At 36.7% G+C, this 15,427-nt stretch carries 14 protein-coding genes; 5 read left to right on the top strand and 9 right to left on the bottom strand.

Translation table 11 applies throughout. The features are described from left to right. Window positions 1-97: 97 nt before the first annotated feature. From nqrF to M0051_RS02495, 6 genes are all read right to left on the bottom strand, one after another. Complete coding sequence (gene nqrF, locus M0051_RS02520) at window positions 98-1,357, bottom strand: NADH:ubiquinone reductase (Na(+)-transporting) subunit F (RefSeq protein ID WP_306739965.1); 1,260 nt, start codon at window positions 1,355-1,357, stop codon at window positions 98-100. Between the two features lie 54 nt (window positions 1,358-1,411). Next, window positions 1,412-2,029 carry an NADH:ubiquinone reductase (Na(+)-transporting) subunit E gene (nqrE, locus tag M0051_RS02515; protein ID WP_306739964.1) on the bottom strand — a complete coding sequence of 206 codons (618 nt, stop codon included), beginning with the start codon at window positions 2,027-2,029 and terminating at the stop codon, window positions 1,412-1,414. 18 nt (window positions 2,030-2,047) lie between these two features. Beyond that, window positions 2,048-2,692 (bottom strand): NADH:ubiquinone reductase (Na(+)-transporting) subunit D, encoded by a 645-nt coding sequence (locus M0051_RS02510; protein ID WP_306739963.1) that lies wholly within the window; start codon window positions 2,690-2,692, stop codon window positions 2,048-2,050. Window positions 2,693-2,699: 7 nt separating this feature from the next. Next, complete coding sequence (nqrC, locus tag M0051_RS02505; RefSeq protein ID WP_306739962.1) at window positions 2,700-3,404, bottom strand: NADH:ubiquinone reductase (Na(+)-transporting) subunit C; 705 nt, start codon at window positions 3,402-3,404, stop codon at window positions 2,700-2,702. A 20-nt stretch (window positions 3,405-3,424) separates the two neighbouring features. After that, on the bottom strand, window positions 3,425-4,603 hold the full coding sequence (locus M0051_RS02500; protein ID WP_306739961.1) for an NADH:ubiquinone reductase (Na(+)-transporting) subunit B: 1,179 nt from the start codon (window positions 4,601-4,603) through the stop codon (window positions 3,425-3,427). A gap of 130 nt (window positions 4,604-4,733) precedes the next feature. Then, the gene (locus M0051_RS02495; protein WP_306739960.1) at window positions 4,734-6,089 is read right to left on the bottom strand and encodes a Na(+)-translocating NADH-quinone reductase subunit A; all 1,356 of its coding nucleotides are present in this window, start codon (window positions 6,087-6,089) and stop codon (window positions 4,734-4,736) included. A gap of 206 nt (window positions 6,090-6,295) precedes the next feature. On the opposite strand from M0051_RS02495, the gene M0051_RS02490 reads away from it, so the two are divergent. The 3 genes from M0051_RS02490 (at window position 6,296) to bioB (ending at window position 9,071) form a co-directional block, all read left to right on the top strand. Beyond that, window positions 6,296-7,585 (top strand): DUF5103 domain-containing protein, encoded by a 1,290-nt coding sequence (locus M0051_RS02490; protein ID WP_306739959.1) that lies wholly within the window; start codon window positions 6,296-6,298, stop codon window positions 7,583-7,585. 133 nt (window positions 7,586-7,718) lie between these two features. Next, the gene (locus M0051_RS02485; RefSeq protein ID WP_306739957.1) at window positions 7,719-8,084 is read left to right on the top strand and encodes a hypothetical protein; all 366 of its coding nucleotides are present in this window, start codon (window positions 7,719-7,721) and stop codon (window positions 8,082-8,084) included. A gap of 12 nt (window positions 8,085-8,096) precedes the next feature. Then, window positions 8,097-9,071 (top strand): biotin synthase BioB, encoded by a 975-nt coding sequence (gene bioB / locus M0051_RS02480; protein WP_306739956.1) that lies wholly within the window; start codon window positions 8,097-8,099, stop codon window positions 9,069-9,071. Window positions 9,072-9,282: 211 nt separating this feature from the next. Here bioB and M0051_RS02475 read toward each other — a convergent pair whose 3' ends face one another. Genes M0051_RS02475 through M0051_RS02465 form a run of 3 tightly spaced genes read right to left on the bottom strand, consistent with a single transcriptional unit; the run spans window position 9,283 to window position 11,775 of the window. After that, entirely contained in the window at window positions 9,283-9,993 is a 711-nt protein-coding gene (locus M0051_RS02475) for a LytTR family DNA-binding domain-containing protein (RefSeq protein WP_306739955.1), read from the bottom strand. Further along, complete coding sequence (locus M0051_RS02470) at window positions 9,986-11,047, bottom strand: sensor histidine kinase (protein ID WP_306739954.1); 1,062 nt, start codon at window positions 11,045-11,047, stop codon at window positions 9,986-9,988. Before M0051_RS02470 ends, M0051_RS02475 begins: the two co-directional genes overlap by 8 nt. After that, the gene (locus M0051_RS02465; RefSeq protein WP_306739953.1) at window positions 11,044-11,775 is read right to left on the bottom strand and encodes a hypothetical protein; all 732 of its coding nucleotides are present in this window, start codon (window positions 11,773-11,775) and stop codon (window positions 11,044-11,046) included. The genes M0051_RS02470 and M0051_RS02465 overlap by 4 nt, the downstream gene beginning before the upstream one ends. Before the next feature lie 234 nt (window positions 11,776-12,009). On the opposite strand from M0051_RS02465, the gene nhaC reads away from it, so the two are divergent. Then, the gene (gene nhaC / locus M0051_RS02460; RefSeq protein WP_306739952.1) at window positions 12,010-13,449 is read left to right on the top strand and encodes a Na+/H+ antiporter NhaC; all 1,440 of its coding nucleotides are present in this window, start codon (window positions 12,010-12,012) and stop codon (window positions 13,447-13,449) included. Window positions 13,450-13,700: 251 nt separating this feature from the next. Beyond that, a complete protein-coding gene (gene pruA, locus M0051_RS02455) occupies window positions 13,701-15,332 on the top strand; it encodes an L-glutamate gamma-semialdehyde dehydrogenase (RefSeq protein WP_306739951.1) in 1,632 nt (543 codons plus the stop codon). Window positions 15,333-15,427: the final 95 nt, after the last annotated feature.

Below are 15,427 nucleotides of genomic sequence, written 5' to 3'. Positions count from 1 at the left end.
TTGATGAATGATAAGAATTTACCATTCTAAAAACACGAAATTACATAGAGTCTATAAAACAAACAAGCCCCGATAAATCGAGGCTTGCTTTATATTGTTACGATCCGAAATCGTCAAAATCAACCATTTCGTCTGGTACTCCTAATTCATACAGCATGTTTTGAACAGCTGAGTTCATCATTGGAGGTCCACACAAGTAGTATTCGATATCTTCCGGCTCTTCGTGTTTGCTTAGGTAGTTATCGTAAATTACCTGGTGAATAAAACCAGTTGGTCCTTCCCAGTTATCTTCTGGTAGCGGCTCAGATAATGCCAAGTGCCATTCGAAGTTAGGGAAATCTTTAGCGATAGCATCAAATTGATCTGCGTAGAACACCTCTTTCAATGAACGAGCTCCATACCAGAAAGTAGCCTTACGACCAGTTTTCACCGTGTGGAACAAATGGAAGATGTGAGAACGCATAGGAGCCATACCAGCACCACCACCAATAAACATCATCTCGTTGTTGGTTTCTTTGATGAAGAATTCACCATAAGGTCCCGATACAGTTACCTTATCACCTGGTTTACGAGAGAATATGAAAGAAGAACAAATACCTGGATTTACATTCATCCAAGTGTTGTTCACTCTGTCCCAAGGTGGAGTAGCAATACGGATATTCAACATCACGATGTTACCCTCTGCAGGGTGGTTAGCCATTGAGTATGCACGATAAGTTGGCTCTGGATTTTTCATCTTAAGATCAAACATCTTAAACTGATCCCAGTCAGCTCTATACTCTTCTTCAATATCCATATCCTTGAAATCAACATCAATCTTAGGTACATCAATCTGAATGTATCCACCTGATTTAAAGTCAAGAATTTCACCTTCAGGAAGCTTTACAACAAACTCTTTAATGAAAGTAGCAACATTGTGGTTTGAAACCACTTCACACTCCCATTTCTTAATTCCCATAATTTCCTGAGGAATTGACATTGTCATGTCCTCTTTTACTTTTACCTGACAAGCCAAACGCCAATCGTTTTGAGCTTCTTTACGTGTAAAATATCCAGTTTCAGTTGGTAGAATTGATCCTGCACCATCGTGCACCTGACACTTACACATTGCACAAGTACCACCACCACCACAAGCTGATGGTAAGAATATTTTTTCTTCTCCTAAGGTACCCAAAAGAGTATTTCCTGGTTCAACAACCAATTTTAGGTCTCCGTCGTTAATATCAATTGTAACCTCTCCTGATGGAGTAAGCTTCTTTTTAGCATACAATAGGATAGAAACCAGTACCAGTATCACAAGCAAGAATACGGCTATACTTGTGGCAATTACTGTTCCCTGTGTTGTTAATAATATCATCTCTATTCCGATTAAATTTTTTGAAAATTCAAATTACTTTATTCTGTTATCAGCTTAGAGTTTGATACCCATGAAGCTCATAAAAGCAATTCCCATTAATCCTGTTACAATAAATGTAATACCCAATCCTCTAAGTGGAGCTGGTACATTTGAGTAACGGATTTTTTCACGAATTGCTGCTATACCTACAATCGCAAGTAACCATCCAATTCCGGATCCTAAACCGAAAGATGTTACTTCAGCAATTGAGTTGTATCCTCTCTCTTGCATAAATAAGGATCCACCTAAAATTGCACAGTTTACAGCAATCAATGGCAAGAAAATACCTAATGAAGAATAAAGTGTTGGTGCAAATTTCTCAACAATCATCTCCACCAACTGTACCATAGAGGCAATAACAGCAATAAACATGATAAAGCTTAAGAAGCTTAAATCAACATCTGCCATAGAAGGATCTAACCAAACTAAGGCTCCTTCTGCCAAAATGTATTTGTCTAGCAAGTAGTTCACAGGAACCGTAATACCCAATACGAATACTACTGCCAAACCTAATCCCATAGAAGTTTTTACGGTTTTTGATACCGCAAGGTATGAACACATTCCAAAGAAGAATGCGAATACCATGTTGTCGATAAAAATCGACTTGATAAATATATTAATCAGATTTTCCATGTTTCGATTTTCTTTAGATTAGTTCGACTCAACTAAGGACTTATCCTTAGATCTTTGTACCCAAATAATGATACCTACAACCACCAATGCCATTGGAGGTAAAATCATTAATCCGTTGTTTTCATATCCCATATCGTAAACAGCCTGAGGAATCACATGGAATCCATAAAGGGTTCCCGATCCTAACAATTCACGGAAAAAGGCAACGATAACAAGAATAAGACCGTAACCAGCAGCATTTCCAATTCCGTCAAGGAAAGCTGGCCATGGTCTGTTACCAAGAGCAAATGCCTCTAGACGTCCCATAATAATACAGTTGGTAATAATCAAACCAACGAATACCGATAGCTGTTTACTAACGTCGTAAGCAAATGCCTTCAATATCTGGTCAACAAGGATTACCAATGCAGCAACCACAACCAATTGTACAATAATTCTAATTCTTGATGGAATTGTATTTCTAAGTAATGAAACTATAACATTAGCAAGTGCCAATACAGCCATAACTGAAATGGAAAGAACAATAGCTGGTTCCAATTTTGCAGTTACTGCCAAGGCCGAACAAATACCCAAAACCTGCACGGTAATCGGGTTATCGCTTCCCAATGGATTGGTAAGCAATTTTCGGTTTTTAGCCGAGAATAATGGTTCTTTATCGCTCATCTCGTCCTTATTTTGAAGATTTTAAAAACTTTTCATAACTGCCAAGGTTATCAAGAAGCATAGCTTCAAAACCTTTAGATGTAACAGTACCACCCGATACTGCATCAAACTGGTGAGGGTTACCCTTAGCTGTTCCTTTTACCAAAATGATGGAAGTAAACTTTCCATTCTTATCGAAAATTTGCTTTCCGACAAACTGATCCTGAAAAGCAGGAGTTGCAATCTCTGCTCCCAAACCTGGCGTTTCTCCTTTGTGAGCGAATGTTGCTCCAAAAATGGTATTCCCATCTTTTTCCATAGAAATATATCCCCAGATTGGTCCCCACATTCCTTTACCTCTTACAGGTAAAATCATTTTTTCACCAACTCCTTCTTTATTGAAAACAAAGACAGGTAAATTTCTTTCATTAAGATCTTTACTACCTTCTTTTTTCAAATCAACCTCAAAGGCCTCTTCTTTGTCTTCTGACTTCACATTACCTTCTGCACTAACAGTAAAAGCTTTAACGATATATTGATCATACAACTTTTCAGCATCGGCAGGAGTAGAAGTAACACCCACAGCTTTAAGGATGTCTTGCTTTTTCTCAATTTCCTTGTTCTTGTTCTGACGAGGTTTTAATTGCAAAGCAGTAAAAGATAATACCGCAGCTACAATCAGTACCATTACAGAAGCATAAAGGAAAGTATATGTATTACTATTCGTATTCATGTCTTACTTTGATTATTTGATTAAGCTTTCACCTTAACTCGTTTCAATCTTCTCTTCACATTGCCTTGAACAACATAGTGGTCGATCAGTGGCGCAAATGTATTCATGAAAAGAATGGCCAACATCATAGCTTCAGGGAAACCTGCATTCAATACACGAATCAATACTGCAAGGAATCCAATTAAGAAACCATAAATGTATTTCCCACGTGTAGTTTGAGTTGCTGAAACAGGATCTGTTGCCATGAATACAGCACCAAATGCAAATCCACCCATGATTAAATGCTGCCATGCAGGAATTAATTCCATATATGGGTTTGCACCAATCAAGTTGAAGATAGCTCCCATTGCATAACCTCCAACGAATACTGACAACATGATTCTCCAGCTACCGATACCTGTTGCAATCAAAATAACTGCACCAATCAATATCGCAAGAGTAGATGTTTCACCAATCGATCCTGGGATCAATCCAATAAACATATCCCAAGTTTGAGATAATGCGCCAGACATAAGGCTTTCAGCTTGAGTTGGTGTCGCATCAACTAATGCCGCTGCATCAGCCAAAGGAGTTGCTCCTGAGAAAGTATCTGCTTTTTCAGAGATCCAAACCGAATCACCCGACATTTTTGATGGGTAAGCAAAGAAGAAGAATGCACGTGCAATTAAAGCTGGATTCCAGATATTCATTCCGGTTCCGCCAAATACTTCTTTACCAATAACAACTGCAAAAGCAGTTGATACTGCTACCATCCAAAGTGGAGCCTCAACCGGCATAACCAAAGGAATTAACATACCCGAAACAAGGAACCCCTCGTTTACCGCATGTCCTCTCATTTGCGCAAAGGCAAACTCAATACCCAAACCAACTACGTATGAAACTACAACAATTGGTAATACTTTGATTAATCCATAAACAAACATATCCATCAATGCAGCAGTTTCGCCTACTGATAAGAAATGTTGGTAACCGATGTTGTACATACCGAACAACAAGGAAGGAATTAAAGCCAAAACAACCACAGACATAGTACGCTTCAAATCGATAGCATCCTTGATGTGTGTACCCGTTTTGGAGGTATGATCAGGAACAAATAGGAAAGTGTCAAAAGCGTCGAAAGTAGACTGCAACTTTGCAAACTTGCCCCCTTTTTCAAATAAAGGTTTCTTTTTATCAAGAAATTTTCTAAGTGCTTTCATTGTATTTTTTAAAGTTTAAAGTACTTCGAGTACTTAGAGTATTTAAAGTTGTTTAAAATCAATATTTAAAAAATGTAAATTTTAACTTTAAGTACTTATAAACTCCACGGACTTTAAGTACTAACTATTTTTAGCTCATTTCTTTAATCATCAGATCAATTCCCTGACGTACGATATCCTGAACATCAATTTTTGAAGTGCATACGAATTCACATAAAGCGAAATCTTCTGGTGCTACTTCATAAATACCTAACTGCTCCATTTGGTCAATATCTTCAACCAAAATGGATTTGATTAGGTGAACAGGTAATACATCCATAGGAAGAACTTTCTCATACTCTCCGGAAACAACGTAAGCACGGTGCTCTCCATTTAAGTTAGCATCCAAACGATATTGTTTGTTTGGAGTCAACCAAGAGAAGAAGGATTTCGACATCGAGAATTTACTTAGTCCTGGCATAGCCCATCCTAAGAACTCAAATTTATCACCTTCAGGAATAACTGTAATCTGAGAATCATACATTCCAATGAACCCATCTTCTGGTATATGATTACCAGTTAATACATTTCCTGAAATTACGCGAATCTTCTCGTCATCTTTCAGTTTTCCTTTTAAAATATTTCTAACTGAAGCCCCAGTAATGGTTTCGAAATAACATGGTGTTTTTACTTCAGAACCACAAAGTGCAATTTTACGACTTACATCGTAAATACCTTTCTGGAACAAACGACCAATGAAAACTACCTCTTGAGGACGAACAACCCAAGCAACTTCACCTTTGTTAATAGGGTCGATGTGGTGAATTTGTACACCTACATTACCCGCTGGGTGAACCCCTGCAAATTTGTTTACAGTAGCATTCTTAACTTCTGAAAACATTTTTGCCTGATTCAAGTTTGGATTAATGTTCAAATGAACTTTTCCGTCGGTTAATTTAGCAAGAGCATCAATACCTGCTTGGAATGCTTCCGCTTCTCCCTCTAATAGGAAATCAACATCGGCAGCCAATGGTGCTGAATCGAAAGCAGAAACAAAGATTGCTTTTGGCATTTCCTCTGGATTCGCAATCACGTCATATGGACGTTGACGAATAAAGGCCCAAAGACCACTTTTAAGTAACTCTTCTTTAACCTCTTCGCGCGAAAGACCATTCGGATCAGCTTTTTTAAACTCTTCGTATTGGATTTCTGCGTCGGCTTGAACAACTACTTCTAAAATCTTTCTTCGTTCTCCTCTATTTACGGCAATTACCTTACCACTAACTGGAGAAGCAAAATTAATTTCAGGGCTGTACTTATCGAAAAACAAAGGACTTCCGGCCTTTACTTCAGCATCAACCTTAACTTTTAATTTTGGTGTTAATCCAGGAAAATCGGTAGGTTTAATTGCGTATGTCTCAGAACGATCAGCTTTTTCAAGTACTTTTTCAGCCTTTCCTATCAGCTTAATATCTAAGCCTTTTTTGATCTTTTTAACTTCAGACATGTTAAACTATTTGATTTTATTAATTTGCGTCAAAAATAACTAAATAATACTCTATTTCATAATAGAACCAAGTGCGAGCATGTGTTCTAAAACGATTGAGTACATGTTTTGTAATACATCTAAAAAATTCGCACACAAATATATAAAGCAATTTCTTATTTTTTAAGTTTTTGGTTTATTTTTAACCAATATATATACATATCAATATGCGTAAAATTTTCCTTATATCATTCATCTTCAATCTGATTTCAATTTCAATAACTTACAATGTATTTGGATCTAATTTTGATCCAATATATCGCAATGAAATCAAGAAAAGTAGCATTCATACTGTTCAAATATTTCCCAGAGGATGGGAACTTGCCCCACCGATAATAGAACTCAAAGGAGATAATCAGCTCCTTTTTTCCTTTGACGAAATTAAAGAAAATATTCAAGATTATTCTTATAGAATTATACATTGTGATAAAAATTGGTACAATTCAGAACTAAGCGAATTTGATTTTTTAGATGGTTTTGCCGAAAATCAGATTACAGATTATGAACATTCTTTCAATACCAATGTGAACTACATTCACTATAGTCTGAAAATTCCAAACAATGACATCAGCTTAAAATTATCTGGCAATTACGTAATCGAAGTATTCGAAGATTTCGATCCTGAAAAAGTAGTCATTCGACAACGCTTTATGGTATTGGATTCGAAAGTAGAAATCCAAGGAATTGTAAAGCACCCTGTTTCAATTGAAAAAAGAGAATCTCATCAGGAAGTTGATTTTAGTATTTTTCATCCCAACTTTAAAATCGACAATCCTCAACTCGATCTGAATGTTATCCTTACGCAAAACAATCGTCTTGATGGAACTGAAAAGAGATTGAAACCAATTTTTATCCGCAAAAACGAATTGGTATTCGATTACGAAGATGAAAATATATTTCCGGGTGGAAATGAGTTCCGCAATTTCGACTTAAAAAGTATGAGGTATCAAACCAGATTTATTCGAGAAATTACAAGCGAGAACGATACCACTTCGGTATTACTGTCGCCAGGAAACAATCGCCATTTTAAACAATACATTTTTGAACAAGATATCAATGGCAATTACCTTGTAGAAGTACAAGAACGTGATATTCCGGAAACCGAGGCTGATTATGCTTACATCACATTTACATTGCCAATGGACAATGATTTAAAACATGGTGATTTTTATGTGCATGGCAATTTTAACAACTGGCAATGCAACGAACGGAACAAAATGCACTATGATTTCGACAAGGGAGCTTACGTCTCAAAAATATTCATGAAACAGGGATATTACAATTATCAATTTGCACTAGTCGATCACAACACCAAAATCCCTGATACCGGCTACATAGAAGGAAACCACTGGGAAACCGAAAACAACTATGTGATCTATGTCTATTATCATGATATTGCATTGAATTACGATATGCTAATTGGATATAAAACCATCAATTCTACTGAGAGATTTTAATTGTAAAGACATTGCATGCAACGTCTCTACCAACATGTTGTAGAAACACTTCTAAAAAGAAAAAAAACAATACTTTTGACTCCGAAATACCAAGATTCATTATCTTGGGGCTTTCAAATTAATACAAATAATTATGACGTCTGTACAAAAAATCGGTAAGCAAAAATCGGATTTGCAGGTATTCAGACGATGGAGTAGAAAATCATATGCTGCATTTGCAAGCATGAATCAGGAAATTAAAATTTCCAACATGAATGCAAGTTACAACCTATTGGTTCCATCGAAAGAATCCGGCTTTTCGGGATTTTGTTTTTTACTAGAAAGCGGACGGGATAAAAATGAGGAAGATGATCCGGATCTAATAGCATCCGAAATCATCGAAATGCTGGTGATACAAAACGAAAGTAGAAAAATCACCAATGGGAAAGAGTCCGGCATAGTGTCGAATAAGATTCTTTCTGCTCAAGTTTTATCCTATCCTAAAAATTTAATTGACTAGAAAAATCTTATTATGACTGACATTAGAAACAACTGGACACACGAAGAAGTTAAAGAAATTTACGACCTACCATTGCTTGATTTGGTACATCGTGCATCAAACATCCACAGAAAATATCACGATGCATCGAAAATGAACATGAATACCTTGATTTCGGTTCGTACCGGGGCATGTTCGCAAGATTGTAAATACTGTGCACAATCGGCAAGATACAATACTCATGTAAAGCCAGAGAAATTAAGCTTAGAGCAAGTTTTAGAAGAAGCGAAATTCGCCAAAGAAAATGGTGTAAAGCGCGTGTGCCTTAGCTCGGCTGGTCGTGATGGAAATCGCGACGATCGTTTCGATGAAATTGCTGAAATGATTACCGAAGTAAAGAAAATGGGCTTAGAGGTTTGTTGCACCATGGGTATGATCAACAAAGAGAAAGCTCAAAAATTGGCGGAGCTTGGTATTACTGCCGTGAATCACAACATTGATACTTCTGAGCGTCACTATCCAAATATTACAACAACAAGAACTTATTCGGAAAGATTGGAAACCCTTGCTAACCTACAGGAAGCAGGTATTCAATACTGTTCTGGTGGAATTCTTGGAATGGGCGAAAACGACGAAGACCGAATTGAAATGCTTCGCACTCTAGCAAACCAGGAAAAACACCCGTATAATGTTCCTTTAAACTCTCTGGTGCCAGTAAAAGGAACACCTTTCTATGGTAAAGAAACCATAGGAATTTTTGAAATGGTTCGTGCCATTGCTACAGCCCGTATTTTAATGCCGAAAACCGTAGTTGCTTTTGCGGCGGGTAGAACTCACTACAGCCAGGAAGGCCAAGCACTTTGTTTCCTTGCTGGTGCAAATTCAATTTTCTTTGGAGATAAACTACTTACCGTTGATAACATGACCATTAATGAAGATGAACATTTGTTGGGACAACTGGGATTGACTCCTACAAAATATCACGAATTGACGACTTTGGAGGAATAATACAATTCTCAAGAAAACTAAAAAAAAGGAGAACTTTACCAAGAGGTAAGGTTCTTTTTGTTTCCTATACGGTATGTTTTGACCAAAACTAACTGTACTCATTTTTACGTAATAGGCACAAGATTAATTTTTGACCATGGTCATATTTTATTTTAACCATGCTTGATTAAAATTATTACCATGGTGATAATTCTAATACCAAAGGTTCTTTTTACTGATTGATCACTTTGTATAAATCATCTTTACAGGTGTTTGCAACCGGAATCATACTTCCTCCAATACAAACTTGATTTCCTTCCAGATAATCTATCCTTCTAAGATTAATTATAAATGATCGATGAATGCGCAAAAAGTCATTTGATGGTAACTTGGTCTGGAAATGTTTTAAGGTATCGTGAATTACCAGGCAATCATCCTTTCTGTGCAACTTTAAATAATCCCCTTCCGATTCAATGTAATTCAATTCAGAAGGTTTAAGCAGGTAAGTTTTCTTGTTCGATTTTACCGGTATGGTCTCTTCTTTATTTTCTTGCTTCTCTCCTACCTTCTCCTGTAAGGACAGGAATTTATTTACCGATCGTAAAAATCTCTCGAAAGAGAATGGTTTTAAAAGATAATCCAAAGCATTCAAATCAAAACCTTCAACGGCATACTCGGGATATGCTGTGGTAAATATCACCTTGGGCGATTGTTCCAGACTTTTCAACCACTCAATTCCGTTCATTTTGGGCATGTTAATATCCAAAAACAGCAAATCTATTGGTTCCTTTAGTAAGATTTGATTTGCCTCTAAAGCATCATTACATATGGCTTTTAGCTTTAGCTGAGGACAATCCTGAAGGTAAGATTCCAATATCTCTTGCGATAAAGGCTCATCCTCAACAATAATGCAGCTGTATATTTTATCGGCGATTCTATTCATGGTTTAGGTCGATTTTAAGGGCTACTGTAAATTCATCTTCTTGTTTCGATAAATTTAACTCATGTTTGTTTGGGTATAGTGAATCCAATCGGCTTTTTACATTTTCAATCCCAAATCCTCCAATTGGATCAATTTCCTTAGAGGATTGTTTTGGAATGGAATTTCGCAAATTCATTTCCAACTGCTCGTCTTCAATTCTAATTTTCAAATCAATCACATCTCGTTCCAACTGATTTAAACCTCCATGCTTAAAACTATTCTCAATAAATGGGATCATTAAAAACGGAGCGATTTTCTGAGAATCAAGTTCCCCTTCTATCATGTACTGGATTCGAGTCTTATTTTTGCACCTTAGCTTTTGTAATTCCAGGTAGTTTATGATATAGTTGATTTCTTTTTCCAATTCTACATACTCATCGTTGCTTTCATAAATCATGTAACGCATTAAATCGGATAGCTGAAGAATGTACTTTGGTGTTTCATCCGATTTCTTTCTGGCCAAAGCGTACAATGAATTCAAGTTATTGAATAAGAAATGGGGATGAATATTGGTTTTCAAGGCCAACAATTCGGTTTCCGATTGTTTTTGTTTCAACTCTACCAACTTCTTCTCTGCCTCAATTACTCTAAACCACGATTTCGAAAGTTTCAACAATGTGCTTAGTCCAAGATAAACAATACTGAATTTTAATAGTTCATTTATCTCATAAGAGGATATAAAGAAATAATCGGGAGCTATGTAATCACTTAAATATTCGAAGGTAAATTCATTTAAATAAGCAACAGCAAGCCACAATCCAACAAAACAAATGGCATACAATACATACTTCTCTCGCTTTAACAAATACGGAATCAACAAAAGCACATTTACATATACCCCAAATACCAAGCTGATATGAAACAATGTCGTATAAACCACATCAATTTTAGATATGTCTTCCTTCAAAGCGAAGAACTGCAGAAGTGTATAGAATGAAAGCAACCAAAACAGAATGTGATGCACCATTCTGTTTTGGATTAGTTTGCTTAGCTTATTTTTAATTTGATTGATCATTTTATTCTTTTCAAAATCAAAGCCTCATCCGGATCGTTAAACATCTTCGAATCAGCAAATTTCACCAGGAACTTTTGAATTTCCTCTGTTTTAGCAGTAATAATCACTCCATTATCACGTTCAACGTACTCTATTCGAACACGCTTATTTTCTATCAAATCCTCAAAATCGTCTTGTTCAATGGTATTCACAACCAATTCATCATTTCTTAGGTCTATTTTAAAAAAGCCATGTGTTCTTACTAACATACCAGCAATAAAACTTCCCGAAATTTTATCCTCTACATGCTTATCGTTAGGAATTAAGTCCATAAAATAATGTCCTCCAAGGTTTGATAATCGTCCATCAAACACACTTGTGTCCTTTTCTGTGATCATTGTTATCTGGTAATACTTATTCACGTTCGGGATCTTAACTTTTGCATCTAACTTTTTCTCGATTTCCTTAATCTTCTTTTTGATATTTGCATGGTCAATTTCATCAGATCCAAAACTACTTCTCGTATCAAGCTTCGCTTTTATTTTAAGATCTGAAGAATCTACAATGGTTTTAATAATGTATCGATCTTTTTCATCACCTTCCCATACTCCATCCAATTCATCCAAATGAATTCTATCTGTATTTGTATACAATGGATTCAATGAACTCACCACACAAGATTGTGTAGCCACAAGAAGAATGATAAAAATTCCAAAAAGTTTTATTCTTTTAATCTGTTCTGTTTTCATGATTATTGTTTTAGTGAAACATTTGTCCTATTGATCATGATCTACAATCAAAATAAAGGAATCAATACTTCAATCTAAAATTCTTTCGATGTTTGCCTTTCTAATTTCGGTAGATAGCACAACAATTTCGATTTCGTTTCAGACTATAAATTTAACAAGTGTTATTGTTTTATATTCTATTTCAGCGTGATTTTTTGTAAGTTCATGAGCTCTTACTAACCCAAAACCCAACTCATGACCCAAACCAACAAATCTCTTTCGCTTGCGGAAGCTTTAATTCCTATACTATTATTGATTGTATTACTTAGTATCAACGCCATTGTTTTTGGCGATGTAGCAATTGAAGGGGCTAACCAATTTTCTTTATTAATAGCTGCTGCGATTGGAGGCATTATTGCCTTGCGCCAAGGTAAAGGTTGGGACGATTTACAGAAAGGCTTTGTAAAAAGTATCGGTACGGCAATGCCTTCCATGTTGATATTATTGCTGATTGGATCCTTAGCAGGAACCTGGATGATATCGGGTGTTGTACCTGCCATGATATATTATGGCTTGGAATTCCTGAATCCAAAACTATTCTTAATGCTATCGGTTGTGATATGTGCTATTGTTTCTGTGGTATCAGGGAGTTCATGGTCGACCATTGCCACTATTGGAGTTGCGCTACTGGGAATTGGAAATGCCATGAAGATCAATCCTGCTTTGGTTGCAGGAGCAATTATTTCGGGAGCATACTTTGGCGACAAGGTCTCTCCTCTTTCCGATACTACCAACCTGGCTCCGGCCATGGCCAATGTAGATTTGTTTGTTCATATCCGTTACATGATGTATACAACAGTACCATCAATATTAATAACACTGGTAATGTTCCTTATTATAGGATTCACCAAACATGGCGAAATCGATCCGGGAAGTATTCAACAAGTTCAAGCTGCCATAAAAGCAAACTTTACCATTACACCCTGGTTGTTTTTGGTACCTATATTATTATTTGTAATCATCAGCAAAAAGGTACCTGCATTGCCAGCCATTTTTGCCGGTACATTAATAGGAGGAATATTCGCCATTATCTTTCAACCACAAATCATCAATCAATTATCGGATAGCACCTCATTTGTGCAAGCAAGCTACGATGTGGTTATGAAATCCATCTTTACAGATATCAGTGTTCCGGTTGATAACGAAAACATACAAGATCTGTTATCAACTGGAGGAATGAAAGGAATGCTAAATACAATTTGGCTGATATTGACAGCAATGGTATTTAGTGGTATCCTTGAAACAGCAGGTATCTTAAAGAAGATAACAGAAACCATGCTTAAGGCGGTTCACTCAACAGGTTCGCTGGTAACCACTACTGCTATTAGTTGTGGATTCTTAAATCTAACTGCATCCGATCAGTACATATCTATAGTGGTAACAGGAAGAATGTTTGCAAAATCATATCAAGATCAGGATTTAAAACCTGAAGTTTTGAGTAGAACATTGGAAGACTCCGGAACGGTTACTTCGGTATTGGTGCCATGGAATACTTGTGGCGCTGCACAGGCAGGAGCACTGGGAGTAGCCACAGTAGCTTTCGCTCCTTTCTGCTTTTTTAATATTATAAGTCCGTTTGTGACCATTGCCATGGCCTATCTTAATATAAAAATCAGAAGAATATCTAAAAGCTAAATAATTTTACGTCATCTGCAAAACTTATAGACTGTTCGATAATCAGAAGCATAGAGTATTAAATCGTTAGGCTTTTAATATCATAAGTTAGGAATTAATATCAAAACCCAAATTCTTGTGAACATCTTAAACTGAATGTTTTCATGTAATTTTTAAAGCATGATAATACTCATAAATCAGGTATTTATTTTTTTTTAGATTTGTTGAGAGACTTAAAAATGAAGAAAATTAACCCTTAAACAATTATTATCATGCCAAAAGGTATATACAACGTTCCAGCTGCTACTAACGAGCCTATTTTCTCATATGCACCAGGAACTCCTGAGAGAGCTGAATTGCAAGCTACACTTAAAAAATTGCGTTCTGAAGTGATTGATGTACCTATGTATATCGGTAACGAAGAAGTAAGAACAGGCAACTTGTTTGCAATGACTCCTCCACACGATCACAAACATGTGTTGGGACACTACCACCAAGGTGGAAAGGAGCATGTACAAATGGCTATTGATGCTGCATTAGCTGCTAAACCAGCATGGGAAAACCTGGCTTGGGAGCATCGCGCATCTATCTTCTTAAAAGCTGCTGAATTAATTTCAGGTCCTTACCGTATGAAATTAAACGCTGCTACTATGTTGGGACAATCGAAGAATGCTTTCCAGGCTGAGATCGACTCTGCTTGTGAGATTGCTGATTTCTTGCGTTTCAACGTTCAGTATATGACTGAAATTTACAAACAACAGCCAATGTCATCGAAAGGTGTTTGGAACCGCGTTGAGCAACGTCCATTAGAAGGATTTATTTTCGCATTAACTCCATTCAACTTTACTGCTATTGCTGGTAACCTTCCAACTGCTCCTGCAATGATGGGTAACACTGTAGTTTGGAAGCCATCTAAAACTGCTGTTTATTCAGCTCAGGTTTTAATGGAAGTATTCAAAAAAGCTGGTGTACCTGATGGCGTTATCAACTTGGTATACGTTTCTGGTCCTGCTGCTGCCGACGTAATTTTCAACTCTCCTGATTTTGCTGGTATCCACTTTACCGGATCAACTGGTGTATTCCAGGACATTTGGAAAACGATTGGTAACAACATCCACAAATACAAGTCTTACCCACGTATCGTAGGTGAAACTGGTGGTAAAGATTATATTTTCATGCACCCAACTGCTGATGCAAAAGAAGTTGCAACAGGTATTACTCGTGGTGCTTTCGAATATCAAGGACAGAAATGTTCCGCTGCTTCTCGTGCTTATATTCCTGCAAGCAAATGGGATGAAGTATTGAAAATGGTTCAGGAAGATCTTGCTAAGATCAAGACTGGTGGAACTGAAGATTTCACAAACTTCCACAATGCGGTTATCGATGAAACTACTTTCGACAAGTTAGCTTCTGCTATCGACGATGCTAAGGCATCTCCTGATGCTGAAATCGTTGCTGGTGGTGAGTATGATAAGTCGGTAGGTTACTTTATCAAGCCAACTGTAATCCAAGCTAAGAAAGCTGATTACATTACAATGGAAGAAGAGTTATTCGGCCCTATTATCACAATTTTTGTTTACGAAGATGATAAGGTAGACGAAACTTTAGATATTCTTGATCAAACTTCTATTTATGCATTAACTGGTGCAATTTTCGCTGGTTGTCGTTATGCAATCGAAAAACTGGTTAAGCGTTTAACTCACACTGCTGGTAACTTCTATATCAATGACAAGCCAACTGGTGCTGTTGTTGGTCAGCAACCATTTGGTGGTGGTAGAGGATCAGGTACTAATGATAAAGCTGGTTCAATGATTAACCTATTGCGTTGGGTTTCTCCAAGAACTATCAAGGAATCATTTGTTCCTCCTGTAGATTATATGTATCCTAACTTCAAAGAAGACTAGGAATAAAAATATTGGATAGTTGAGCTGGACTTGTTCCAGCTTCCAATGACATGATTTATTTTGGATGAAAACGATCGGAGTTTCTTCGGTCGTTT

Source organism: Marinifilum sp. D714 (assembly GCF_030851345.1).
Taxonomy (GTDB): domain Bacteria; phylum Bacteroidota; class Bacteroidia; order Bacteroidales; family Marinifilaceae; genus Marinifilum.
This window is presented reverse-complemented; position numbering and strand designations above follow the sequence as displayed.